Origin of the sequence: Rossellomorea sp. YZS02 (genome assembly GCF_033963925.1) — a bacterium.
In the GTDB taxonomy this organism is placed as follows: Bacteria; Bacillota; Bacilli; order Bacillales; family Bacillaceae_B; genus Rossellomorea.
Window position 1 is genome coordinate 83294 of sequence record NZ_JAXBLY010000006.1, and the last position, 22383, is coordinate 105676.

Here is a 22383-nt window from a genome sequence, read left to right on the forward strand (position 1 = left end):
TTCAAAGTCATACTAGTAAGTATATTACTACGTTTTGAAAGGAAATAGAAATGATTGGACCTCATTGGGATATATTACGTCAGTGGGATGTGGATGCGACTGGCGTGAAGATGCTCCACCTTCATCCCCATGTCATGAGGGTGATGGATGGTAAGAGAACCTATTATCTAAAGAAGAGAGAGGATTCATCTATTGAGAATTGCTTGGAAGAGTACCATTTGTCCTCATATCTACTGAATAATGGCCTCCATGTTGAATCCCCAATCTTAACTTCATCACAGAGACCCTTTGTGAAAGAGGGAAAGCAAATCTATTCACTCTATGAAGAACTTGTTGGAACGCCATTAACGAAATGTTCTTTCACTTCCTTTGGAAGTGCAGGAGCAAACCTTTCAATCCTTCACCGCCTCCTGAAAGAATATCGCAGCACATATGAAATAAGGGCTTGGGATATAGCACGTCATGTGAAGGAATGGATGAGTGAGCTTGAAACTACAAGGATTGGGAAGCGAGGGAAGGACTTACTATCAAGAATGGAAGGTTGGGAATCGTACTATGACCAGTTGCCTGTTCAGCTTGTCCATAGTGATTATCATCGGGGGAATATATTGATGAAGGGGAATGATGTCAGTGGGATCATTGATTTTGCCAGGATCAGAACGGCACCACGCATTACAGACATCGCTTACTTTCTGGCAGGTTTACTGAAGGATAATGAAAAGGTTGATAGGGAGAATTATTTCAGGTCTAAACAATTATTTGTCGGTGGATATGGGGCTGAAAGACATTTGACCAACTTGGAGAAAAGGATGCTGCCTATAGTGATCATTCTCTTCCTTTTGCAATATGCCTTTTTATATGACCAAAAGGGATATGCAGAAAAGGGCCTCTTCTGTGTTTCCCTGATTGATGAGATCCTGAACCGGGTTTAAATATATGGATTTTATCAAAATGAAAAGTAAATACTTGATTAACGATCCGTTCTATGGCACAGTAGGAAAGAAGATCACGTTTAATTTCATATTCAATGTGTAGGGGGACCGGAATGGCCGGTTGAGATTGTATCCTGTAGATGCTGACCCTTTGAACCTGAACTGGCTGATACCAGCGTAGGAAACATTCTATTAAACGATACATATTATGTTTAACGATGCGTCCTAGGCTACAGCCCGGGGCGCTTTTTTATTTTACATTCATTCACCCTCATGTGCGAAGAATAATTGAATAGACGTTGATATTGTATAAGATGTAAGGAGGAAACATGATGAAAAAATGGATGTTCATCATCTGTTCTGTATTTCTATTAACTGCCTGCAGCGCTGGGGAAGATACAACTGATGAGAAGAAAGAAAGTCTTAAAAAGGTTTCGGTCGTACTCGACTGGACACCGAACACCAATCATACCGGTTTATATGTAGCGAAAGAAAAAGGCTACTTCAAAGACCAGGGACTCGATGTTGAAATCATCTTACCCGGAGAAGCGGGTGCGGACCAACTCGTTGCTTCAGGAAAGGCACAATTCGGGGTAGGATACCAGGAAAGTGTCACACAAGCACGAGTCCAGGATGTACCGCTCGTATCTATTGCTGCGGTTATTCAGCATAATACTTCAGGGTTTGCTTCACCTAAGAGCAAGGGTATAACAGAACCTAAGGATTTCGAAGGGAAAAGCTATGGCGGATGGGGATCTCCTGTTGAAAAAGCCGTTATGGATTCGATCATGAAACAGGAAAATGCCGATGTGGAAAAAGTGAATTTCATCAACATGGGAGATACCGATTTCTTTACTGCCGTAAAACGGGATGTTGATTTCGCCTGGATCTACTATGGTTGGACGGGTATCGAGGCAGAGCTTCGCGGTGAGGATCTGAACATGATGTATGTAAAGGACTATTCGGATAAATTGGATTATTACACACCGGTCCTCACCACAAATGAAAAAATGATCGAATCAGACCCTGATACGGTCAAAGCGTTCCTGGCAGCTACTTCCAAGGGGTACGAGTACAGCATCGATAACCCGAAAGAAGCTGGTGACATTCTTCTGAAAGCAGCACCTGATCTTGATAAAGAACTAGTCATGAAGAGTCAGGAATGGTTAGCACCAAAGTACAAAGATGACGCTGAAAGATGGGGAGAGCAGAAGCTTGAAGTATGGGAAAACTATGCATCATGGATGTATGATAATGATTTATTAGATAAGAAGCTGGAAAGCAAGAAAGCATTCACGAACGAATTCTTACCGAAATAAGAGGTGAACAAAATGGGGAACTCACTCGTAAGCATACAAATCATTCCGAAGACAAATAACGGGGAAGACGTCATTCCATATGTTGATGAGGCAATTGCCATCATTGAAAAATCGGGTGTCCGATATGAAGTACATCCCTTGGAAACGACGATGGAGGGAAATCTATCTGACCTATTTAAGGTGATTGAACAAATGAATGAACGGATGATTGAAATAGGTAGCAAAAACGTGATCTCACAAATCAAAGTACTGTATCAGCCCGACGGTATTGAAATGAATCAATTAACGGAGAAGTTTAGATGATGAGAACATGGATTTCAAAAGGATGGAGACCCTTCTTGGTCCTCATCCTTTTATTCATCATTTGGGAAGTATCCATCAGAGTATTCGAAGTACCTGCTTGGCTGATGCCTCCACCTTCAGACATTTGGGCAGAAGGTATTGCTTCGTGGCCTGTGTTCAAGGGACATCTTGCTTCGACGACGACTCTTACGATTGCAGGGTTTGTGATTGGCTGTTCGATTGGAATCGGGACAGCGGTCGGACTCCATCTCCTTCCAAAGGTAAAGGAAGCAATCTATCCACTGATGATTCTGTCCCAGAATATACCCATTATCGTCCTTGCGCCACTTCTTGTCATTTGGTTTGGGTTTGGACTATTGCCGAAAATCATCGTCATTACGTTGATCTGCTTCTTTCCAGTGGCGGTCTCTGCACTCGATGGATTCAGACAGACAAATGCAGAATACATCCTATATATGAAAATGTCGGGAGCATCAAAAGGGCAGATCTTCAGGAAAGTGGAGTGGCCACACGCACTGCCGTCCATCTTCTCGGGATTGAAAATCTCAGCTACTTACAGTGTAATGGGAGCGGTCATCTCTGAATGGCTGGGTGCCCAAAAAGGCATTGGTGTTTATATGACACTCGCATCGTCTTCATTCAGGACCGACCGGGTTTTTGTAGCGATCTTCATGATCATGCTCCTCAGTCTGGTGTTTTTCGGTATCATCCTTTTACTGGAGAAATTCATGGTGAAGTGGAATCGAAAGGAGGACAAGTAATATGACGACCTTATCAATAGAAAATATGTCCAAGTCCTTTGATGGAGAGCTTATTCTTGATGATCTATCCATTACGGTCGGAGAAGGTGAGTTTGTTTCAATACTCGGTCCTTCAGGAAGTGGGAAGAGTACATTGTTTCATGTGATTGGTGGTTTATTCACCCCTGACACAGGGGATATCCTGCTGGATGGTCAGTCCATAAGTGGCCAGCGGGGCTCCATCAGCTATATGCCTCAAAGTCCTTCCCTCCTGCCGTGGCGCACTGTCATTGAGAATGTGATGCTTGGTCAGGAGCTGCATGGGAAAAGAGACAGGGACATGGCAATCAGAATGATTCATCGGGCGGGTTTAAAGGGATATGAGGAAGCCTATCCTGATGATCTTTCTGGAGGGATGAAACAGCGGGTGGCATTTATCCGTGCGCTTGTAAGTCCTCAATCCTTCTTGTGCCTGGATGAGCCCTTTTCTGCGCTGGATGAATTTACACGACTGGATATGCAGAAATGGCTTCTATCCATATGGGAAGAGGATTTAAGTTCTGTTCTTTTTGTCACCCATAATATTGATGAGGCCCTCTTCTTGTCTGACCGTATCATTGTCCTATCAACAAGGCCTGCGAGGGTACAGAAGGAATTCAAGGTGCCTTTTCCCCGTCCCCGTGACAAAGAGATCTTATTGACGGAGGAGTTCCTTAAATGGAAAACGGATATCTTTGAGGAGTTATCTCAGTATGTCTAAATCCTCACTCATTGATTCACACGTCCACCTAGACTTATATAACCTGGCGGAACGTGAAAAAATCCTTCGGGAGCTTGAGTTGTATGCTGTGAAATCCATTATATCCGTATCGTTCCATCTCCAATCATCACAGCATAATATATTGATTGCAAGGGAGGACGCACGGGTGAGACCTGCAGCTGGCTTTCATCCCGAACAAGATCTTCCTGGAGAGAAGGATATCCAACTACTCATGGATTTCATTGAGGAACATCATCAAGAGCTTGTGGCAATCGGGGAAGTAGGATTGCCTTATTATAAAATAAAAGAAAATCCTTCACTTCCTCTTGCGCCTTATGTGGAATTACTGGAACGCTTCATCATTCAATCAAAGCAACTTGATAAACCCATCATTCTTCATGGAATCTATGAGCATGCTCCCATTATCTGTGATCTATTGGAGAAACATTCAATAGAAAAAGCGCACTTTCATTGGTTTAAAGGGGATAATGATACGACAGAACGCATGATTGATAATGGATATATGGTTTCTATTACACCTGATGTCCTGTATGAAGAGGAAATTCAAGAACTCGTAAGAATATATCCCATAGAAGGGTTAATGGTGGAAACGGACGGACCATGGCGATTTGAAGGAGTCTTTCTTAAGAGAATGACTCATCCCGGTTTGATGCACCGCTCAGTTGAGAAAATAGCCGAAATAAAAGGGTTATCAGAATCAACTGTATATAAACAATTATTCAGAAATACCAAGGAATTCTATAAAATATAGAAGCTAGGCTCCTCCTGTGAATTTTGCATGGGGAGCCATTTTTTTCTTCCTGAAAATATTTAAACATCTTTTACCATCATATTTCTTCTCTTCTTAACAGAAAATGATAACAATGACATGATGAAAAAGGTGAGGAAAATGGAATTGAATAATCACTATACTCCCTATCAAGCCGGGGATGTTGTATATGTAATTTACAGAAACCCGCATACTCAAAGTGTGGCCAATGTACAGGAAGCCGCCGTTGTACACGATCCGGAAAATCCGGATGGGCTGGCATTATTTCTATATGAGACTTATTATCCTTTATCCCATGAAGTTGCTGTCTACAGTACAGAAGCAGAAGCAGAACAGGCTTACACACAATCATTTGGAGACCTTTAGGAGGGGATTAATATGGTGAAACCGTTCATGCCTCAATTGGTCTATTTTGAACCGAATGCACTTGATTATCCACTAGGGCAGCAATTAAAGGAAAAGTTTGAAAAAATGGATGTGGAAATCCGTTATACAACGTCCCATAATCAGGTTCGAAATCTACCTGGGGAAAATCATTTTCAAAAATATCGAATCGCAAAATCCACATTGGTTGTGGGGGTCCGGAAAACCCTGAAGTTTGATACATCCAAGCCGTCAGCGGAATATGCCATCCCGTTTGCGACCGGATGCATGGGTCACTGTCATTATTGCTATCTCCAGACTACGATGGGGAGCAAACCTTATATCCGTACTTATGTGAATGTGGATGAAATATTTGAGGCGGCAGATAAGTATATCGAGGAAAGGGCACCTGAGTTCACGCGCTTCGAAGCTGCGTGTACGTCCGATATTGTCGGTGTGGACCATTTGACTCATACACTTAAACGGGCGATTGAGCATTTTGGTGAATCGGAGTATGGAAAATTACGCTTCGTTACCAAATTCCATCATGTAGATCATCTGCTGGATGCGAAGCATAACGGAAAGACGAGGTTCCGTTTCAGTATCAATGCAGACTATGTCATTAAGAATTTTGAACCGGGAACTTCGCCTTTGGATAAACGATTGGAAGCAGCAGGGAAGGTTGCGAGAGCCGGCTATCCGTTAGGATTTATCGTGGCCCCGATCTATATCCATGAAGGGTGGCAAGAGGGATATAAGGAAATGTTCGAACATCTGGAAGCCCATTTGCCTGAAGAAGCCAAAAAGGATCTAACCTTCGAATTTATCCAGCATCGCTTCACAAAGCCTGCCAAGAGGGTGATCGAGAAGAATTATCCGATGACGAAACTTGAATTAAATGAAGAAGAACGCCGCTATAAATGGGGTAAATATGGAATAGGAAAGTATATTTATCAAAAGGATGAAGAGCAGGAAATCAAAGATCATCTATACGCGTATATGGAGAAGCATTTCCCGAAAGCAAAGCTTGAATATTTCACCTAAAAAAAAGGACTGATTACATGGAAATATTGGTTGTAATCAGTCCATTTAATGTAATTGTGGAAGGATATTCTCTAAATCTTTCACTCGTATGGCAATTTCATCACAGATTTCCTGGTAATGGACCCATTCTTCAATCAAGGTTGTCGAACGTTTTCGGGGGTTAGGTAAATTCCAATAAATGACCCTGTCTTCTAATTCAGATGGGAGTTCGATCTTATCGTCATATTCTGTATCCTGAATCGCAACGATTACCGAGGCGTCACCGAGTTCTTTCATTTCAATGCGTGAAAGAGGAAAAGAACTAATATCAATACATAATTCTTTCATTGCTAAGACGCTGAATTCAGCACGGCTTTCAGCAACCCATCCGGCACTTTTAAAGGACCAGTCTGACACATTGAGCTTCTCGGCCCACCCTTCAGCTATCAAGCTGCGCTGTTGACTACTTGAAAGAAAATAGACTGTTTTATTCATAAAAGTATGTTCCTTTCTATTTTCATGCTGTTATTACTATTTACCCAATCACGTATTGTTTAACCCCTGAATGAAGAAAAGAAATTTTTGGTAGAAACTTTTTAGTAGAATGGATTCAATGAACTGCCTTAAATTATGAAGTGAAGGTATATAATTATAGGAAAATGGATGTGATTCACCCTTATTCTTCTTTAATTATTAAAAAAATCAGTATAATAGTAGAAAGAGAATGCAGCGCTCTAAACGAATAAAGCAGCAGGGAGGATCAGCTTGCTAAAAGTTCAAAAATTTTGGTTTTATAAAAAAGATATGGGGGTAAATACCTTTATATTATTTGGAAAATTATAGGGAGGTACATCTATGAAATTTAACTTAACAACGAAGATTATTACCGCTTTGATACTTGGTGCGGTAGTTGGTTTATTACTTAATATTTTTGCAAAAGATTTATTCGATATATTAGATCCATATCTCTTCACTCCACTAGGGAAAATATTCCTTAATCTTATCAGCATGCTTGTGGTACCGATTGTCTTCCTTTCCATTGTTCTTGGATCGGCAGGGCTTGGGGATCCGAAGAAGCTAGGGAGAATAGGGTTGAAGACCATTGTCTACTTCTTAGTGACAACGTGTATTGCCATCGTAATCGGTTTGACTCTTGCTTATATTATTGATCCTGGACTTGTGGAAGGGATTGATACTTCCCAATCAGAAGGTTTTAAAACAGAAGAAGCTCCTCCGGTTGGGGAGACACTAATGAACATTATTCCTAAAAATCCGCTAACTGCCATGACGGAAGGCAATATGCTCCAGATCATCGCCTTTGCCATCTTCATCGGGTTTGGATTAACAGCTTTAGGGGAGAAGACAAAAGGCATCCTGAAACTTGTGGAGCAAGGGAATGACCTGATGATGTATCTCGTCACCCTTGTTATGAAATTCGCTCCATACGGAACATTCGGGTTGATTGCTTCTGCAATCGGTAGTCAGGGTGCCAGTGCTTTAAAAGCAATGTGGCTTTATTTTGTCGTTGTATTGGCGGCTCTCATCGTTCACGCATTCATTACGTATGGTGGAACGATTCTCCTGCTTGCTAAGAAGAATCCGCTTTGGTTCTTTAAGAATTTCAGCCCTGCCATGAGCGTTGGATTCAGTACTTCAAGCAGTAATGCGACTCTTCCGATTTCCATGGATGTTGCCCAGCAGAGATTGGGTGTTTCTAAATCTGTGAGTTCCTTCGTTCAACCATTAGGAGCGACGATCAACATGGATGGTACTGCCATCATGCAAGGTGTTGCGACTGTATTCATCTCTCAGGTGTATAATGTCGATCTATCGATGGAACAGCTGATAACGGTCGTTCTGACAGCTGTATTGGCGAGTATCGGTACGGCGGGAGTACCAGGAGTAGGTCTAATCCTTCTTGCCATGGTTCTAAGCAGTGTCAATCTTCCTGTTGAAGGGATCGGCTTGATTTTAGGGATAGACCGCCTTCTTGATATGGCTCGAACATCCATCAATATTTCAGGTGATGCTGCATGCGCCCTATTTGTATCAGAGACTGAAAAAAAGCGCACCATAAAGATACAAAGAGGCGAAGCGTAACCAAGTGACAGCCACCATATTGTAAAACAAACGGAAGGTGAGATCATGTTGATTTCACCTTCTTTTTTTTGGAAAGGGGAGGTTTTCCTGTATGTTGCCTGCTCTGATTTGGCAAATTACAAGGAAGCCGACTTGATAGGAAATTCAGTATGTTATCCTGAACAGAGAGTTAAACACAGTAATCACGAAAGTTCATTTAAGGAGTTGGTATTCTTGAAAGTACTTATGATTGTTGCCCATCCCCGAACGAACTCCCTTACATTTTCCATCACAAAGCATATTCAGAAAGGCCTTCACGAGAAAGAATATAAAACATCGATACTGGATTTATACAGGGAGGAATTCCATCCGGTGTTAGATGACAAAGGCGAAGAAGAATGGGATACCCCCCTGAAAGGGAAGCCTTCATATATTGTCGATAAGGAGAGAAAGAAATTAAAGCGATATGATGCCCTGATCTTCGTATTTCCGATATGGTGGTATGGTTTGCCTGCCATCATGAAAGGGTATATTGATCGAGTCTTTACATATCCGGCTTTTACTCAAATCAGTCATCAGAAGGTTCTTTGGGTGGGGCTTGCAGGTGAAACAAAAGAGGAGTTTCTCTCAAATGGTCATAATGAAGCGTTGCGACACCAATTAATATCGGGAATTTCAGAAAGGATGGGGGTCATTGATAAAGAAGTAGAGATCTTTTTTGACACAATGGACAGGGATAAAAAATTTGATTATGAAAAAACTATGAATAAAGCGTATCTGCTGGGTACGTTATTTTGACAGAAGTGTGAAAAAAGTACTGTTTTTTGAATAAATTTAAATAATTTTTTGTGAATAAATATAGAGGAATAGCTGATATAAAACAAAAATATCGAATATTACTGTATTTTTATTCATGACTTTCTCTTGTTGTAAGGCGTATGACTTTAAAAAAATCTGTATTATGGTATGATAAATCTTGTGTCTACAACAGCCGGGAAAATAACATTTAAAAAGAAAGTGTATAAAAAATACACTTAATTGCATAAGAAGGAGGGGTTTGAAATTGGGTGAAGGATTAACAATGGGAACCTGGTTATGGCTATTAATTCCAATGCCGACATTGATCATTTTATCAATCATCACTTTTTTCACAGAACAAACAAAGGAGTAGATTATGGATATTAATATTCAGACGTTAACATCGATCATCATATATTTAATTGGAATGGGTGTTATTGGTTACATGGCAGCGAAGTTAACCAGTAACTTATCCGACTATGTTTTAGGAGGAAGACGATTAACTGCCGGTGTAGCCGCCCTCAGTGCGGGATCATCCGACATGAGCGGTTGGTTGATGCTTGGGTTGCCTGGTGCCATTTATGCAAGTGGTATGGGGTCAATCTGGTTGGCAATCGGTCTTTCGGTAGGTGCGTACCTGAACTGGCAATTTGTTGCAAAACCATTCCGTGTATATACGGAAGTTGCCAATGATTCCATTACAGTACCGGATTTCTTTGAGAATCGTTTCCACGATTCAAGCAAAATTCTTCGAGTGTTCTCTGCTATCATCATCCTGATCTTCTTTACGTTCTATACTTCATCAAGTTTAGTCGGTGGAGCAATCTTACTTGAAGAATCATTCAATATGGATTATCGGTTAGCTTTATGGGTTGGAGCAGGTGTTATCCTTTCATATACGTTCTTTGGTGGATTCCTTGCGGCCAGCTGGACAGATTTCATTCAGGGTATCCTGATGTTCTTGGCATTGATCATTATTCCAATAGTAGCCATCTCTGAGATCGGCGGATGGGATGCGACGGTAAGTGCCGTATCAAGCATTGATCCATCTTACTTGAATGTTTACACAGGAGCGACATTTGTATCGGTCGTATCGCTTCTCGCATGGGGCTTGGGTTATTTCGGACAGCCTCATATCATTGTTCGATTTATGGGAATTAAATCTACGAAAGAAATTCCGAAAGCCCGCCTGATTGGTATGGTATGGATGATTGTTTCCTTGTTTGGGGCAATCTTCATCGGATTCTCAGGTATTGCGTATTTCGCCGATTCACCGTTAGAAAATTCAGAAACGGTATTCATCATGTTCTCCCAAGTATTATTTAATCCTTGGGTAGCCGGTTTCTTACTGGCGGCGATTCTGTCAGCGATCATGAGCACAGTGGATTCTCAGCTACTTGTTTCTTCCAGTGCCCTGGCTCAGGATTTCTATAAAGCGATATTCAGGAAAGAAGCAAGCCAAAAGGAAGAAGTCTTGGTTGGTCGAATTTCTGTAGTGGTCATCGCAATCCTCGCAATCTTCCTTGGCTATGATCGTGATAGCAAGGTATTGGAACTTGTCAGTTATGCTTGGGCAGGATTTGGTGCAGCCTTTGGACCGGTTGTCATCCTAAGCTTATTCTGGAAGCGAATGACTCGTAACGGTGCCCTTGCAGGTATGATTACAGGTGCAGTAACAGTTATTGTATGGAAGCAGTTGTCTGGAGGACTATTCGATGTGTACGAACTTCTTCCAGGATTCATCTTTGCTACCATTGCAATATTCATCTTCAGCTTAGTTGGCAACCCGCCTTCAAAAGAAGTGCAGGAAGAATTCGATACGGTTAAATTACGCCTGAAAGATTAAGGCTGTAACGGAAAGGACCCAATAATCGCTATTGGGTCCTTTTGTCATGCGTAGTCTATTTATTTTATCTCTTCGTACCGCTCCAAAGCCCTTTCGCGCGCTGCTTTGTGATCGACGATCGGACAAGGATAATCCTTTCCCAGCGTGATATCGGACTGTTCCAATACATCAGCGGGTGTGTCCGATGGCTTGTGAATATATTTGTTGGGAAGGTTATTTAGTTCAGGCACCCACATTCGGATGTAGGTGCCGTCTTCATCAAATTTTTTACTCTGCAGTGTGGGATTGAAGATGCGGAAGTAAGGGGCTGAATCGAGCCCTGAACCCGCTACCCATTGCCATCCCATCGAATTATTTGCCAGGTCTGCATCGATAAGGGTATTGAGGAACCATTCCGCTCCTCTTTGCCATGGAATGAGCAAATGCTTTGTGAGGAAGGAAGAGACAATCATCCGAACCCGATTGTGCATGAATCCGGTTGCCCACAATTCCCTCATTCCGGCATCCACAATCGGATAGCCGGTTTGACCTTTTGTCCACTTCTCCCATTCATCTTCATTTGGTTGCCACTCAAACTTTCCGAATTTTTCATTGAGTGGCCGAGTGGTGGACTCGGGATGGTGAAGGAGTACTGTATATGAGAATTCTCTCCATATAAGTTGCTTGATAAAAGGTTCCACAGGTTTGTTTTTCATTTCAATCAATGTATGGAAAATCTTCCTGACAGATATCACCCCGAGGGCTAAATATGGAGACAGGGTGGAATGATGTCCTACACTGGGAAAATCTCTTCCTTCTGAATAGTCATGCAGGCTACTCTCCAGAAATGAGTTTAATCTTGTAAATGCTGCTTCTTCGCCCGGTTCCCATATGCTTTCCATGACGTGATACCAGGGGATGGATGGTAAAAGACCTAAATCCTCAAGGGACATCCCTTCCTTCTTGAATGTTGGAATCTCCAGGTGTTCAGGGGAAGGAAATGGCTCCGGGATGTGTTCTTTCCTGATTGACCTGTAGAAAGCCGAGTATACTTTATAAGGACTGTCGTCATCCTTTTTAATTTTCCACGGTGGTAAAAGAAGGGATCCTTCGTACGTTTTGACCTCTATACCTTGAGAGGACAATGAATGTGCCAATTTCAGGTCCCGTTCATATACTTTAGGCTCATACGCGCGATTCCAATATACTGCTTGGGCATTTGTTTTCTCCACCCATTTCGGAAGGATTTCTTCGATTTTTCCTGCATCAAGAAAGAGTCGGCCGCCAATTGAACGGATTGTGCTCTGAAAAGAATCGATATTGCGATGCAGCCACCATTTCTTTGCCTCGCCGCTGGTGGAATGGGAAGTTTCCTCATCCCAAATATAAAGAGGGATCACGTTGCCTTCCTGGCAAGCCGAATAGAGTGCGGGGTTATCATGGATCCTCAGATCTTCCCTAAACAAAACGATGATTGATTTATCCATTTTGATTCCTCCTCGTATGAGATGTGGCTTATGATCAAATGTCCATTAGGTTTAAATTGTGTTTGTTAATAGGACTGAAGCGTTTTTTACCCGTTCCAGCCTATCTAAAAGTATAATAAATCGATGGAATCGATACAAAAATCAATGGGTTTGACAATAAATATTCCAATAAGATTGAAAACAGTGGTGCTTTAGGTGTAATATTACACTATAAACAAATAAGGTGTGAAACCATGACAAAAGAAGAAATCATATTAATCATCTCTGAAAAGTTAAGGCTGATACGAACCGAAGCGGGCTATACCCAGGATAAGATGGCGACAGTCATAGGGCTATCGAAAAAGACCCTGGTGCAGATTGAGAAGGGAAGAGTCATGGCGAGCTGGACAGCTGCCGTAGCTATCTGTGCGTTGTTTAAAGATAGTGAAACCTTAACGGTTAGTTTGGGGGGGGAACCCCTTGAAGTCATTGAAATCATTGCCCGGGAAGGGATTGATTATCGAAAAGAAAAAACCCTTGGTGGAAAAATTTGGTGGAAAGATTTAAAAAAAACCGATGATTACATCCTGCAACAAAATCTTTTCAGTAAGCATTATCGCATACTGGACGCTGAGGATTATCGGATCTATAGCAGCTTCGATGAAGAAAGCAGCCATAAACGATTTGATGAATTAACAGGGGAATAAGCAAAATAGAGGGACGGACCTTTAAAGGTCCGTCCCTCTATTTTATCTTATTTTACAACCAGTACGCTTGATTCGCAGTCATGGGCGACTTTTTCGCTGACGCTTCCGAGTACCCATTTTTTTATGCCGGATTTTCCGCTGTTGCCAATGACAACCAGATCTGCCTGTATTTCTTTCGCATATTCGCATATGCGTTTCGCTTCAGAGCCTGACAGGTGAATATAATTAGCATCTACTCCATGGGGAGAAAGCTTCTCGCGGGCATTGACTAAAAAAGGATGGGTAGATGATGGTGTCTTGATTTCATGATGTTCTTCTTCTGTTTCTCGCACTTTGTTATCCGGAGAAACGGATAGATTCCCCATATATTGATGATCGAAGCCTGGTGACGTGTCGGCTATAGCGTGAGTCGGTGTGTAATTGTCACGCGGTTCGTTTGCTGTTTTCTCGTCTGAAATATGGAGTACCGTTAGTTTTGAGTCTATAGAACTTTTCATTAATTTTGTTACTTCATCTAATGCTTTTTTGCTGCCGTCTGTTTCATCATAAGCTAATAGAATATGTCTATACATGTCAATCACCTCTGTATTGGAATATAAGTTGTTTACCCGTTTGGAGAAAAGTTAATCTTTTTCAGTTATTTCTGAAAGAATTAACATAAAAGGGAAAAGGATTTCCCGGAATGAAAATAGAAAGAGCAGAGTGGGGGAAGATCCACTCTGCTCTTTCTATTTTCAATAATATAACTCAAATAATAGCATGAATAGTGTTTGACCTCTTAAAGCATGCTGATAATCCAGCCAATAACAACAATTGCACCAATGACCATTAAGATTGTACGTACCATGAAAAATCACCTCGACTTATTGTATCGTGAAGAATATTTACTAGTTATAACCGGTTAAAATTAAGATACCCCGTTATCTAATGGTTAAAACATTCTCTTTCTGATTGTTTAACCACTGTATTCCTGCCGGCGTAATTTCAGTTCCTGTCCTTCCTCTTTGGATAATGACGTATCCTAAATCTTTTAGTTCGTTCAATCTTGTTCTGATCTGTTGAACGGATAGAGGTGTCGGGCTATCTTCCAGGGATGAATGAATCTTCTCTCTGCTTGCCCTTGTCCCCTCATTGTAGAAGCTCAATAATACTGATAGGATACTGACATACTCCTCGGATTTTGACATGGTTATTTCCGGATGAATGTGGGCATTTCTAGTTTCCCCGTTGTCTTGGAAATTATCATCATTTCTCGGTAATTCATTTATCGTTAATCGGTTGTGTTCCGCGACAGTCATCATATAAAGGAGCGTATTTTTAAGTTCCCTGACATTTCCACTCCACCGGGCGTTCTGCATGGCTTCCAATACGGCACTGTCGATTGTTGTGATCTTGCTTTGTTCCGTGCGGAGAAAATTTTCGATGAGGATGGGAATATCCCCGCTTCTTTCCCTCAGGCTTGGCAGCTGCAGTGATAAGACTTTCAAGCGGTGGTATAGATCTTCCCGGAATGTTCCTTCTGTAATTAGGGATTGAAGGTCTTTGTTGGTGGCTGCGATGATCCTTACATCTACCGGGATATTCTTGTTTCCTCCAATTCTCCTGATTTCCATTTCCTGAAGGACCCTCAACAACCTGGCCTGCAACTTTAAACTGATATCCCCAATTTCATCGAGGAACAGAGTGCCGCCGTCGGCTTGTTCGAACAAGCCCTTTTTTCCCCCTTTTTTAGCTCCGGTAAAGGCACCATCCTCATAACCGAATAGTTCACTTTCTAACAAATCTTCCGGTAATGCACTGCAGTTCACGGCAAGGTAAGGGCTGTTCTTGCGGGAGGAACTATTATGTATGGCACCAGAGAACAATTCTTTCCCTGTTCCAGTTTCACCATAGATCAAAACGGGAAGTTCACTTTGGGCAAGTTTCCCCGCAATCAATTTCGTCTCATTGATGAGTCTGCTATTTCCTAATATACTATCAAACGTATATTTGGCGATGTATCCCCTCTTTTGAAGTTCGCGTTTACGTACTTTCTCCATTTCTATGGTTTCTTCCATATCTTTGAATGTCGCCACAATGACACCTTCAGCCTCCAAGCGGAAGCGATAGACCATCACATTCTGTTGTCTGAGTGTGAAATATTCTTGATCCTCATCCTGGCGGGAAGTCAGGAAGTGATTCAACTCGATATTCTTAAAGACCCTGTTCAACTTTTTCCCGATTGCATGGGTGGCCGTTATTCCCACCATCCTCTCGAGGACTTCATTGAAAACAGTGATTTCACCATCTTCCTGAAAGGCCAGGATTCCGTCGTTGACTCCATCAACCACTTTGTTCAGGAATTTATTCAAGGTTTTCGCCCGTCTATTGATGGCTCCGAGTTTTTGACTGAGTTCAATGATCTTTCGGGTGTATCGGTCAGTAATATCGAAGGTCAATCGTTCCGATAACTGAAAGTGATAGATAATTTTCATGATGGTATTCAAATCAATCAATCTTACGCCGATATCTATTTTTTCGGGTATGGTAGGGGGGATGCTCAACATCTCTCCAGGTGAAATGGCAATGTCGATGTGTCTGGGATATACTCCTGAAGGGGAGTAAGGAATATAGTCAACATGATCAATCCCAAGTCGTTTTAACGTGGCGACGGCTTCTTGGGCAGTCTCGATGAAGTCATTCACATAAAGGATCTTCTTTCCCGGAGGCAATTCAAATATACGATCTATGTATTCGTAGTTCACCGTGCGTCGGGCTTTCATAATGGTACAGGAATCGAAATCGATATATTCCTGTACTTCAGGCTCGATCAGCGCTGAAGAATATACAATCAGCTTATTTGTGAAAAAAGTGGGAATCCCCTCATCACAGGCATAACTGGTAATATGGATCAGTTCACCAAAAACGGACTGTAACTGCTCCTTCAGGGCTCTCTCTGTTTCCTTTGTGCCGGCTAATAGAATTAATTCACGTTTCATTTGAATCCTCCTTATGGTTAATAAAAGGTTTTTGGTTAACTATATTCTAACCTATTTCAACCATTAGCGGAATTAAAGTTTGTATTTTCAGATAATAGAGGGTTGGCACGGAACTTGCATGTAAGAAAATGAAGGATATTAATCTATCAAACGGGGGGATAAGAAATGGAGAGAGAACAAAAAGCTTGGAAGGTGCCGCATACTTTTATCATTGTGTTTTTCGTCGTACTTGCTGCTGCCATTTTAACGTATGTCATACCTAAGGGGCAATTTGCAACAGAAGAGATCACGTATATGCAGGATGGGGAAGAACAAACAAAAACAGTCTTGAATCCGGATTCGTTTAGTTATTTAAAAGATGAGGATGGAAATCTGATCAGGGAAGGAACAAGCCTATTTGAACCTGGTGGAGGGATAGGTTTCCTGAATTATGTATTTGAAGGCCTTGTATCAGGGGATAAATGGGGATCAGCCGTTGGGGTGGTGGCCTTTATCCTCATTATCGGGGGAGCCTTTGGAATCATCATGAAAACAAGAGCGATCGAAGAAGGGATCCTCAAAGTAATCGATCGGACCAAGGGGAAGGAGTCCCTCATCATTCCGATCATGTTCTTCTTATTTTCATTGGGTGGAGCTGTTTTTGGTATGGGGGAAGAGGCCATCGCCTTTGCCATGATCCTCGTTCCAATTATGATTGCCATAGGATATGATGCTATTACGGGTATCATGATCACGTATGTTGCAACTCAGATCGGATTTGCCACATCGTGGATGAATCCATTCGGGGTAGCGATCGCTCAAGGGGTTTCCGGTGTTCCGGTTCTATCAGGAGCCGGCTTCCGGATTGTAATGTGGATAGTCTTCACTCTTGTCGGAATCGTTTATACTTGGAGATATGCCAATACGATCAAGAAGGATCCTAAACGAAGCCTTTCCTACACAACGGATGAGTACTTCCGGAAAGAAGGTAAAGTGGAACATTTAAATGCGAAATTTACATGGGGACACTCACTTGTCATCCTTACAGTAGTAGTGGGGATTGCCTGGATCATTTGGGGAGTAGTGGAGCACGCATACTACATTCCTGAAATTGCAAGCCAATTCTTCACAATAGGCTTAGTTGCAGGGATTATCGGGGTTCTGTTTAAATTAAATGGAATGAGTTGGGATGATGTAGCGAACGGCTTCATCGACGGTGCGAAAGATCTTCTGCCTGCAGCATTGGTGGTGGGGATGGCAAAGGGGATCGTCATCATCCTTGGTGGAGACGCGCCGGACGCCCCATCTGTATTGAACACGGTATTATATGGTGCAGGGCAAGTAGTAGGTGATTTCCCGGAAGCCATCTCTGCATGGTGTATGTATTTATTCCAATCTATCTTCAACTTCTTCGTGGTTTCCGGTTCTGGTCAAGCAGCACTCACGATGCCATTGATGGCCCCGCTTTCCGATATTGCGGGCGTCACCCGCCAAGTATCGGTACTGGCTTTCCAATTGGGGGATGGATTAACGAATATCCTGGTTCCAACATCCGCCGCCCTTATGGGTACATTGGGAGCAGCACGGGTCGACTGGGGAGTGTGGGCTAAATTCATCTTTAAATTCATGCTTATTCTATTCGTCCTATCATCCATCTTTGTGATTACGGCAACGCTCATTGGATTTTAATTAGCCATACTTCGGGCCAGGCTCGATTATGAAGACATAGTGAAAGGAGCGAACAAACATCATGCTAACACTTATACAAAACGGGGAAGTTTATGCTCCAGCATATCTAGGAAAAAAGGATATCCTTCTGGTAGGTGATAAAATAGGGTTCATTGAAGATAAGATTGAGCTTCCGGGTCCATTTGTGGATATTAAAGTGGTGGATGCAACTGGGAAATATGTTGTACCCGGATTCATCGACTCGCATGTTCATATTATGGGCGGTGGGGGAGAAGGAAGCTTCCGTACAAGAACTCCTGAAATCCAATTGACTCAGGCCACTCTATCGGGAATCACCACTCTTGTCGGTGTCATCGGCACCGACGGGACGACGAGGACGATGGCAAGCCTCATAGCCAAAGCGAAGGGGCTTGAAGAAGAAGGGATTACCTGTTATGTGCAAACTGGTTCATACCAGGTACCTTTGAAAACACTTACCGGAAAGATTGAAGATGATATCATCTTAGTGGATAGAATCATTGGTGTGGGTGAGGTGGCGATTGCCGATCACCGCTCATCCCAGCCGACGGTAAACGAGTTAGCGAAAATTGCTTCAGCGGCAAGGATCGGTGGGATGTTGTCGGGGAAAGCCGGAATTGTCAATGTCCATGTCGGGGATAGTTATGATCACCTGAACCTGTTGGAAGAGATTGTCGAGACAACGGATATTCCAATCAAGCAGTTCTATCCGACTCATATCAACCGGAATGCACATCTCTTTGAAGCGGGGATTCAATATGCCCTTAAAGGTGGATATGTAGACTTTACAACGAGTACCATCCCTCAATTTCTGGAAGACGGTGAAGTCAAATGCAGTATGGCGCTTAAACGCATGCTTGATGCGGGCGTACCGGTGGAACAAATCACCTACACTTCCGATGGACAAGCAAGTCTGCCGAACTTTGATGCTGATGGAGAATTGATCGGACTGCAGATCGGTCAGGTTGCAAGCCTCTATGATGAAGTGAAGGATGCCGTTCTGAAGGAAGGAATCCCATTGGAAACAGCGATCAGGGTCATTACCTCGAATCCTGCTAAAATCCTGAAACTAAAACAAAAAGGTCATGTGGAAGTGGAGAGGGATGCTGATCTCATACTATTGGAAGAAGATACCCTTAAAGTGAATACGGTATTCGCCAGGGGGAAAATGATGGTGGAGAATGGGGAAGCTCTTGTGAAAGGGACATTTGAACTGTGATTGAAAAGAAGGAAAGCCCGGGGCCTTGCGCTTCCGGCTTTTTTTTTGAATATAAATGAACTATTAGAGCGGCACATGTGAAATCTTTAATTTATCAGGGAAATCCCGAATATGTCACCGAAACGAAAAACCATTCCCATTTCCGCAGATGCGCCTAATCCTTATCCGACCCGAGGAGGAGGAAAAAACCACCAATTGACCCTCCTCCCCATAAGCAAATCTCTATATGATAAAGATAGTTACTTATTGATGGGGGACGGATGTTATGAAAAAAATGATTGAAATTTTTAAGAATCCGATATTTTTAAAATTATTTTTTGCTAATTTCACGTCGCATATGGGAAGTGTTATTGGCTTGACAGCGTTTATGTTTTACCTGCTGGATCGCTTTTCAGAGCAGCCTATGTATGCGTCGGTTACGGAGATGATGTATTCGCTTCCGACTCTTGTCGTGTTTTTCCTTGTTGGTGTGTTGGCTGACAGAATGGATCGCCAAAAAATTGCTTATCACTGTGATACGATCAGTGCTTTTCTCACACTATTATTATTCGTTGCCATCTTCATAGGCTGGCTTCCTCTTATCTTTACAGTTCTCTTCCTGCGAAGTGGTGTACAGAAATTTTTCTTCCCGGCAGAACAGGGAATCCTTCAAGGGGTCCTCTCAAAGGATGATTATTCTACTGCTGCCGGACTTAATCAAATGGTGATGAGTCTGTTTATGCTGCTCGGAAATGCCGTTGCCATCTTTGTCTATTGGACGACAGGGATTTACGGAGCCATCGCGGTTGATTTCGTTACCTTTGTGATCTCTGCCATCTTGATTAAGAAATGTGTCATTCCGGAAGAAGTCAGGCTCCCAAATGGGAAGCATTCCTGGAAAGATTTGAACATTCAATCTGTCAGTAAAGACTTTACGGAAGGGATGAAATATATTCTTAATCATAAGCTGCTCCTATCATTGATTGGAGGCTTTGTCGTTTTTGGAATTGTGAACGGGGGATTTGCAGTCATTCCCATCTTTATATTGAAATATAAATTGGCTCCAGGCTCCTACGAAGAATATTCGATTCTATTAGGAATCGCCTTCGGTGCAGGAGTGCTGATCGGAAGTATCTTCTCATCCATGCTTACCCAGAAATTCAAGTTTCATGTATTGATCGTGACAGGTCTCGTGATATCGGGTACCTTTATCATCGCAGCATCGTTTGCCCCGACCACCTGGCTTTTCTTGATGATCATTTTTATCGCAGCACTGGGATTGCCACTTGTGAACATTGCAATTGGGGGGTGGATGCCGAGTATCATTGACCCCAAGATGATGGGGAGGGTGCAGGGGTGGATCAATCCCCTTATGATGTTGTCACAATCAATCACCCTTGGAGTCATCGCCATGACATTCCCTTCTGTGATCACGGTTGAAATGCTCTACTGGCTCGTTGGAGGCTGTTTACTCATCGTAGCCATATTCTACACCATCATCCTGCCTAAATACGTTAAGGAAGAAGAACCACATTCTGCCGTTTTAAATAGTTAAAGAAACATCCCTGCTGAATTGGGCAAGATGATTCAGTAGGGGTTTTTAATATTATAAATCTCTCCGATCATTGAAAATGGATTGGAAGGAGAAAATGATTTATTCCTTTACTTATAGTTAAATCAACCAGCACTCGCTTCTTTAACAGTAAAAATGTTTAATAAACCGCTATTATAAAAAGAATGAAAATTATTTTTAAAAAGTATAATCATTTTATGAACGATTTTCCCTTATGTACGTCTTATCAATGAACTCACCTGCCGGGGGATAGAAAGGACAGTAAAGAATGGAAGAGAAGAAATGGATTAAGCAAGCGAAAAAAGGGAATCATGAAGCTTTTGCTCTTCTATTTAAAGAACATTATCCCTTTCTAGTGAAATACTTGATCAAAGTAACCATGAACCGTGATCTGGCAGAGGAGATTGCTCAGGACACGATGGCTAAATGTGTGGAGAAAATCCATCAATACAACGGGAAATCAAAGTTTTCCTCCTGGTTGATTACGATCGCCACTAATCGGTATATCGATCTTCAGCGCAAAAGTAATAGAGAAAAGGATTGGCAAAGGGAAGAAATGAAAATAAGGAAGCTGAAGTGGGAAATGGAATCCAGAAATGAAGAGTGGAATGATGTATTATCTGCGCTTGGACGACTTTCAGAAGAGGTGAGGCTTCCTATCATTTTAAAACATTATTACGGATACTCTTATGATGAAATCGGCCAAATGACGGACCTGCCGCCTGGAACCGTAAAATCCAGGGTTCATCACGGGATTACCAAGATGAGAAAGGAGTTGAAAATAGATGAAAAACAGACATGAACATGATGAACTAAAGGAATTGATAGATGAGGGTTTTCGTTCCATTGATCGTGGAGTAGACGAAAGTACCCCCTCTCTTCAATGGTTTGAGCAATTGGTCGAGGTTCAGCAGGAACAGCTAAAAGCAAGGTTTAAACGAGATATGATACTCTTTCTTTTTCTCGCTTGCTGCCTGCTGACTGTATTCTCCCTTACCTTATTTCAGATGCCGCTTCTATTTCTTCTCCTTCAGGGTCTCATATTCGCAGGAGCGTTGGTGTTCATTGGTGTGACTTATACAAAAAAGGTGAAAAGGATATGACAAGAGAAGAGCTTTATATCCTGCCCATCGTCATTCCCATTCTGTTGGCCCAAAGCATTTATTTATTCATCGATGCACGCAAGAATGGACATCACCATTGGTTCTGGGGAATTTGGGGGCTGATTCAGTGCCCGATGCCCATCATTTTTTATTTCATATTCGCTAAGAAAGTTTTTAGTAGAAAAGGGGAGAGGAAATCATGATCATCGTAACGACGGATTATGTACCAGGTAAGGAAATCAAGGAGCTAAAGGGATTCGTCAGGGGAAGCACCGTGCAGGCAAAGCATATCGGAAAGGACATCATTGCAGGCTTAAAGACCATCATCGGCGGCGAAATCAGTGAATACAGCGAATTGATGGAGGAAGCAAGAAAGCAGGCAATTGACCGAATGAAAGTGGGAGCCTCTCAATTAGGAGCGAACGCAGTGGTGGCCGTGCGACTCGAGACGTCCTCCGTCATGCAGAACGCTTCTGAAATCATTGCCTATGGAACGGCAGTCACTGTGGAATGATGAAGGATAAATGTTGAAAAGTGGTTCAGGAATACGGTAGGAAAGCATATAGTGTATAGAAAATTATCAATAAAAATAATATTGACACAATTCAGTTCCTATAGTATGGTTATTAATGGAATAAAAAACGTAAACGAATGGAGGGTTTGTGATGATGAATGTGTATAGATCTCAAGGAGCACAAGCGGCTTTTCAAATCAATTTCATATCATCACATGACCGTTAA

At 42.2% G+C, this 22383-nt stretch carries 23 protein-coding genes and 1 riboswitch; of the genes, 19 read left to right on the plus strand and 4 right to left on the minus strand.

Annotated elements, in window-relative coordinates:
* Nucleotides 1–50 precede the first annotated feature (50 nt).
* The 8 genes from SLH55_RS07750 to splB all read left to right on the plus strand — a co-directional run bounded on the left by SLH55_RS07750 (nt 51) and on the right by splB (nt 6251).
* Entirely contained in the window at nt 51–932 is an 882-nt protein-coding gene (locus SLH55_RS07750) for a phosphotransferase enzyme family protein (protein WP_219165724.1), read from the plus strand.
* A 91-nt stretch (nt 933–1023) separates the two neighbouring features.
* Nucleotides 1024–1133: riboswitch (TPP riboswitch) on the plus strand.
* Nucleotides 1134–1264: 131 nt separating this feature from the next.
* Nucleotides 1265–2251, plus strand: a complete 987-nt coding sequence (locus tag SLH55_RS07755) for an ABC transporter substrate-binding protein (RefSeq protein ID WP_219165760.1) — start codon at nt 1265–1267, stop codon at nt 2249–2251.
* Nucleotides 2252–2263: 12 nt separating this feature from the next.
* Nucleotides 2264–2554 carry an MTH1187 family thiamine-binding protein gene (locus SLH55_RS07760; protein ID WP_219165723.1) on the plus strand — a complete coding sequence of 97 codons (291 nt, stop codon included), beginning with the start codon at nt 2264–2266 and terminating at the stop codon, nt 2552–2554.
* The gene (locus SLH55_RS07765; RefSeq protein ID WP_219165759.1) at nt 2554–3315 is read left to right on the plus strand and encodes an ABC transporter permease; all 762 of its coding nucleotides are present in this window, start codon (nt 2554–2556) and stop codon (nt 3313–3315) included. Before SLH55_RS07760 ends, SLH55_RS07765 begins: the two co-directional genes overlap by 1 nt.
* 1 nt (nt 3316) lies before the next feature.
* On the plus strand, nt 3317–4054 hold the full coding sequence (locus SLH55_RS07770) for an ABC transporter ATP-binding protein (protein WP_219165722.1): 738 nt from the start codon (nt 3317–3319) through the stop codon (nt 4052–4054).
* Nucleotides 4047–4826 (plus strand): TatD family hydrolase, encoded by a 780-nt coding sequence (locus SLH55_RS07775; RefSeq protein ID WP_219165721.1) that lies wholly within the window; start codon nt 4047–4049, stop codon nt 4824–4826. The genes SLH55_RS07770 and SLH55_RS07775 overlap by 8 nt, the downstream gene beginning before the upstream one ends.
* Before the next feature lie 138 nt (nt 4827–4964).
* Nucleotides 4965–5210 carry a transcriptional regulator SplA domain-containing protein gene (locus SLH55_RS07780; RefSeq protein WP_219165720.1) on the plus strand — a complete coding sequence of 82 codons (246 nt, stop codon included), beginning with the start codon at nt 4965–4967 and terminating at the stop codon, nt 5208–5210.
* Between the two features lie 12 nt (nt 5211–5222).
* Entirely contained in the window at nt 5223–6251 is a 1029-nt protein-coding gene (gene splB / locus SLH55_RS07785) for a spore photoproduct lyase (RefSeq protein WP_219165719.1), read from the plus strand.
* Nucleotides 6252–6296: 45 nt separating this feature from the next.
* On the opposite strand, the gene SLH55_RS07790 is transcribed toward splB, so the two are convergent.
* On the minus strand, nt 6297–6725 hold the full coding sequence (locus tag SLH55_RS07790; protein WP_219165718.1) for a phosphatase: 429 nt from the start codon (nt 6723–6725) through the stop codon (nt 6297–6299).
* A 360-nt stretch (nt 6726–7085) separates the two neighbouring features.
* Here SLH55_RS07790 and SLH55_RS07795 point away from each other — a divergent pair, with 360 nt between their 5' ends.
* From SLH55_RS07795 to putP, 3 genes are all read left to right on the plus strand, one after another.
* Nucleotides 7086–8330: a dicarboxylate/amino acid:cation symporter gene (locus SLH55_RS07795; RefSeq protein ID WP_219165717.1), complete on the plus strand. Its 1245-nt coding sequence runs from the start codon at nt 7086–7088 to the stop codon at nt 8328–8330.
* 213 nt (nt 8331–8543) lie between these two features.
* Entirely contained in the window at nt 8544–9107 is a 564-nt protein-coding gene (locus tag SLH55_RS07800) for an NAD(P)H oxidoreductase (protein WP_219165716.1), read from the plus strand.
* 376 nt (nt 9108–9483) lie between these two features.
* The gene (gene putP / locus SLH55_RS07805; protein ID WP_257474851.1) at nt 9484–10953 is read left to right on the plus strand and encodes a sodium/proline symporter PutP; all 1470 of its coding nucleotides are present in this window, start codon (nt 9484–9486) and stop codon (nt 10951–10953) included.
* Nucleotides 10954–11012: 59 nt separating this feature from the next.
* On the opposite strand, the gene SLH55_RS07810 is transcribed toward putP, so the two are convergent.
* Entirely contained in the window at nt 11013–12419 is a 1407-nt protein-coding gene (locus SLH55_RS07810) for a cryptochrome/photolyase family protein (RefSeq protein WP_219165715.1), read from the minus strand.
* A 233-nt stretch (nt 12420–12652) separates the two neighbouring features.
* Between SLH55_RS07810 and SLH55_RS07815 the strand changes: the two genes are divergently transcribed.
* Nucleotides 12653–13105: a helix-turn-helix transcriptional regulator gene (locus tag SLH55_RS07815; RefSeq protein WP_219165714.1), complete on the plus strand. Its 453-nt coding sequence runs from the start codon at nt 12653–12655 to the stop codon at nt 13103–13105.
* 47 nt (nt 13106–13152) lie between these two features.
* Here SLH55_RS07815 and SLH55_RS07820 read toward each other — a convergent pair whose 3' ends face one another.
* Nucleotides 13153–13677 (minus strand): universal stress protein, encoded by a 525-nt coding sequence (locus tag SLH55_RS07820; RefSeq protein ID WP_219165713.1) that lies wholly within the window; start codon nt 13675–13677, stop codon nt 13153–13155.
* Between the two features lie 348 nt (nt 13678–14025).
* Nucleotides 14026–16083, minus strand: coding sequence for a sigma-54 interaction domain-containing protein (locus tag SLH55_RS07825; protein WP_219165712.1), 2058 nt, complete (start codon nt 16081–16083; stop codon nt 14026–14028).
* A 165-nt stretch (nt 16084–16248) separates the two neighbouring features.
* Between SLH55_RS07825 and yfcC the strand changes: the two genes are divergently transcribed.
* The 7 genes from yfcC to SLH55_RS07860 all read left to right on the plus strand — a co-directional run bounded on the left by yfcC (nt 16249) and on the right by SLH55_RS07860 (nt 22157).
* Nucleotides 16249–17751, plus strand: a complete 1503-nt coding sequence (gene yfcC / locus SLH55_RS07830; protein WP_219165711.1) for a putative basic amino acid antiporter YfcC — start codon at nt 16249–16251, stop codon at nt 17749–17751.
* Between the two features lie 61 nt (nt 17752–17812).
* On the plus strand, nt 17813–18988 hold the full coding sequence (iadA, locus tag SLH55_RS07835) for a beta-aspartyl-peptidase (protein ID WP_219165710.1): 1176 nt from the start codon (nt 17813–17815) through the stop codon (nt 18986–18988).
* Nucleotides 18989–19253: 265 nt separating this feature from the next.
* The gene (locus SLH55_RS07840; RefSeq protein ID WP_219165709.1) at nt 19254–20522 is read left to right on the plus strand and encodes an MFS transporter; all 1269 of its coding nucleotides are present in this window, start codon (nt 19254–19256) and stop codon (nt 20520–20522) included.
* A gap of 286 nt (nt 20523–20808) precedes the next feature.
* Nucleotides 20809–21342: an RNA polymerase sigma factor SigY gene (gene sigY, locus SLH55_RS07845; RefSeq protein ID WP_219165708.1), complete on the plus strand. Its 534-nt coding sequence runs from the start codon at nt 20809–20811 to the stop codon at nt 21340–21342.
* A complete protein-coding gene (locus SLH55_RS07850; RefSeq protein WP_219165707.1) occupies nt 21326–21643 on the plus strand; it encodes a DUF5345 family protein in 318 nt (105 codons plus the stop codon). Before sigY ends, SLH55_RS07850 begins: the two co-directional genes overlap by 17 nt.
* Complete coding sequence (locus tag SLH55_RS07855) at nt 21640–21846, plus strand: sigmaY antisigma factor component (RefSeq protein ID WP_320323130.1); 207 nt, start codon at nt 21640–21642, stop codon at nt 21844–21846. Before SLH55_RS07850 ends, SLH55_RS07855 begins: the two co-directional genes overlap by 4 nt.
* Nucleotides 21843–22157, plus strand: coding sequence for a YbjQ family protein (locus SLH55_RS07860; protein ID WP_320323131.1), 315 nt, complete (start codon nt 21843–21845; stop codon nt 22155–22157). Before SLH55_RS07855 ends, SLH55_RS07860 begins: the two co-directional genes overlap by 4 nt.
* Nucleotides 22158–22383 lie beyond the last annotated feature (226 nt).

Bases quoted from the DNA above. Each gene is read 5' to 3' on its own strand.
- SLH55_RS07760 (WP_219165723.1), top strand. From the start codon at position 2,264: ATGGGGAACTCACTCGTAAGCATACAAATCATTCCGAAGACAAATAAC.
- SLH55_RS07860 (WP_320323131.1), top strand. From the start codon at position 21,843: ATGATCATCGTAACGACGGATTATGTACCAGGTAAGGAAATCAAGGAG.
- SLH55_RS07765 (WP_219165759.1), top strand. From the start codon at position 2,554: ATGAGAACATGGATTTCAAAAGGATGGAGACCCTTCTTGGTCCTCATC.
- SLH55_RS07825 (WP_219165712.1), bottom strand. From the start codon at position 16,083: ATGAAACGTGAATTAATTCTATTAGCCGGCACAAAGGAAACAGAGAGA.
- SLH55_RS07795 (WP_219165717.1), top strand. From the start codon at position 7,086: ATGAAATTTAACTTAACAACGAAGATTATTACCGCTTTGATACTTGGT.
- iadA (WP_219165710.1), top strand. From the start codon at position 17,813: ATGCTAACACTTATACAAAACGGGGAAGTTTATGCTCCAGCATATCTA.
- SLH55_RS07855 (WP_320323130.1), top strand. From the start codon at position 21,640: ATGACAAGAGAAGAGCTTTATATCCTGCCCATCGTCATTCCCATTCTG.
- SLH55_RS07820 (WP_219165713.1), bottom strand. From the start codon at position 13,677: ATGTATAGACATATTCTATTAGCTTATGATGAAACAGACGGCAGCAAA.
- SLH55_RS07770 (WP_219165722.1), top strand. From the start codon at position 3,317: ATGACGACCTTATCAATAGAAAATATGTCCAAGTCCTTTGATGGAGAG.
- SLH55_RS07790 (WP_219165718.1), bottom strand. From the start codon at position 6,725: ATGAATAAAACAGTCTATTTTCTTTCAAGTAGTCAACAGCGCAGCTTG.
- sigY (WP_219165708.1), top strand. From the start codon at position 20,809: ATGGAAGAGAAGAAATGGATTAAGCAAGCGAAAAAAGGGAATCATGAA.
- SLH55_RS07755 (WP_219165760.1), top strand. From the start codon at position 1,265: ATGAAAAAATGGATGTTCATCATCTGTTCTGTATTTCTATTAACTGCC.
- putP (WP_257474851.1), top strand. From the start codon at position 9,484: ATGGATATTAATATTCAGACGTTAACATCGATCATCATATATTTAATT.
- yfcC (WP_219165711.1), top strand. From the start codon at position 16,249: ATGGAGAGAGAACAAAAAGCTTGGAAGGTGCCGCATACTTTTATCATT.
- splB (WP_219165719.1), top strand. From the start codon at position 5,223: ATGGTGAAACCGTTCATGCCTCAATTGGTCTATTTTGAACCGAATGCA.
- SLH55_RS07850 (WP_219165707.1), top strand. From the start codon at position 21,326: ATGAAAAACAGACATGAACATGATGAACTAAAGGAATTGATAGATGAG.
- SLH55_RS07750 (WP_219165724.1), top strand. From the start codon at position 51: ATGATTGGACCTCATTGGGATATATTACGTCAGTGGGATGTGGATGCG.
- SLH55_RS07780 (WP_219165720.1), top strand. From the start codon at position 4,965: ATGGAATTGAATAATCACTATACTCCCTATCAAGCCGGGGATGTTGTA.
- SLH55_RS07810 (WP_219165715.1), bottom strand. From the start codon at position 12,419: ATGGATAAATCAATCATCGTTTTGTTTAGGGAAGATCTGAGGATCCAT.
- SLH55_RS07775 (WP_219165721.1), top strand. From the start codon at position 4,047: ATGTCTAAATCCTCACTCATTGATTCACACGTCCACCTAGACTTATAT.
- SLH55_RS07840 (WP_219165709.1), top strand. From the start codon at position 19,254: ATGAAAAAAATGATTGAAATTTTTAAGAATCCGATATTTTTAAAATTA.
- SLH55_RS07815 (WP_219165714.1), top strand. From the start codon at position 12,653: ATGACAAAAGAAGAAATCATATTAATCATCTCTGAAAAGTTAAGGCTG.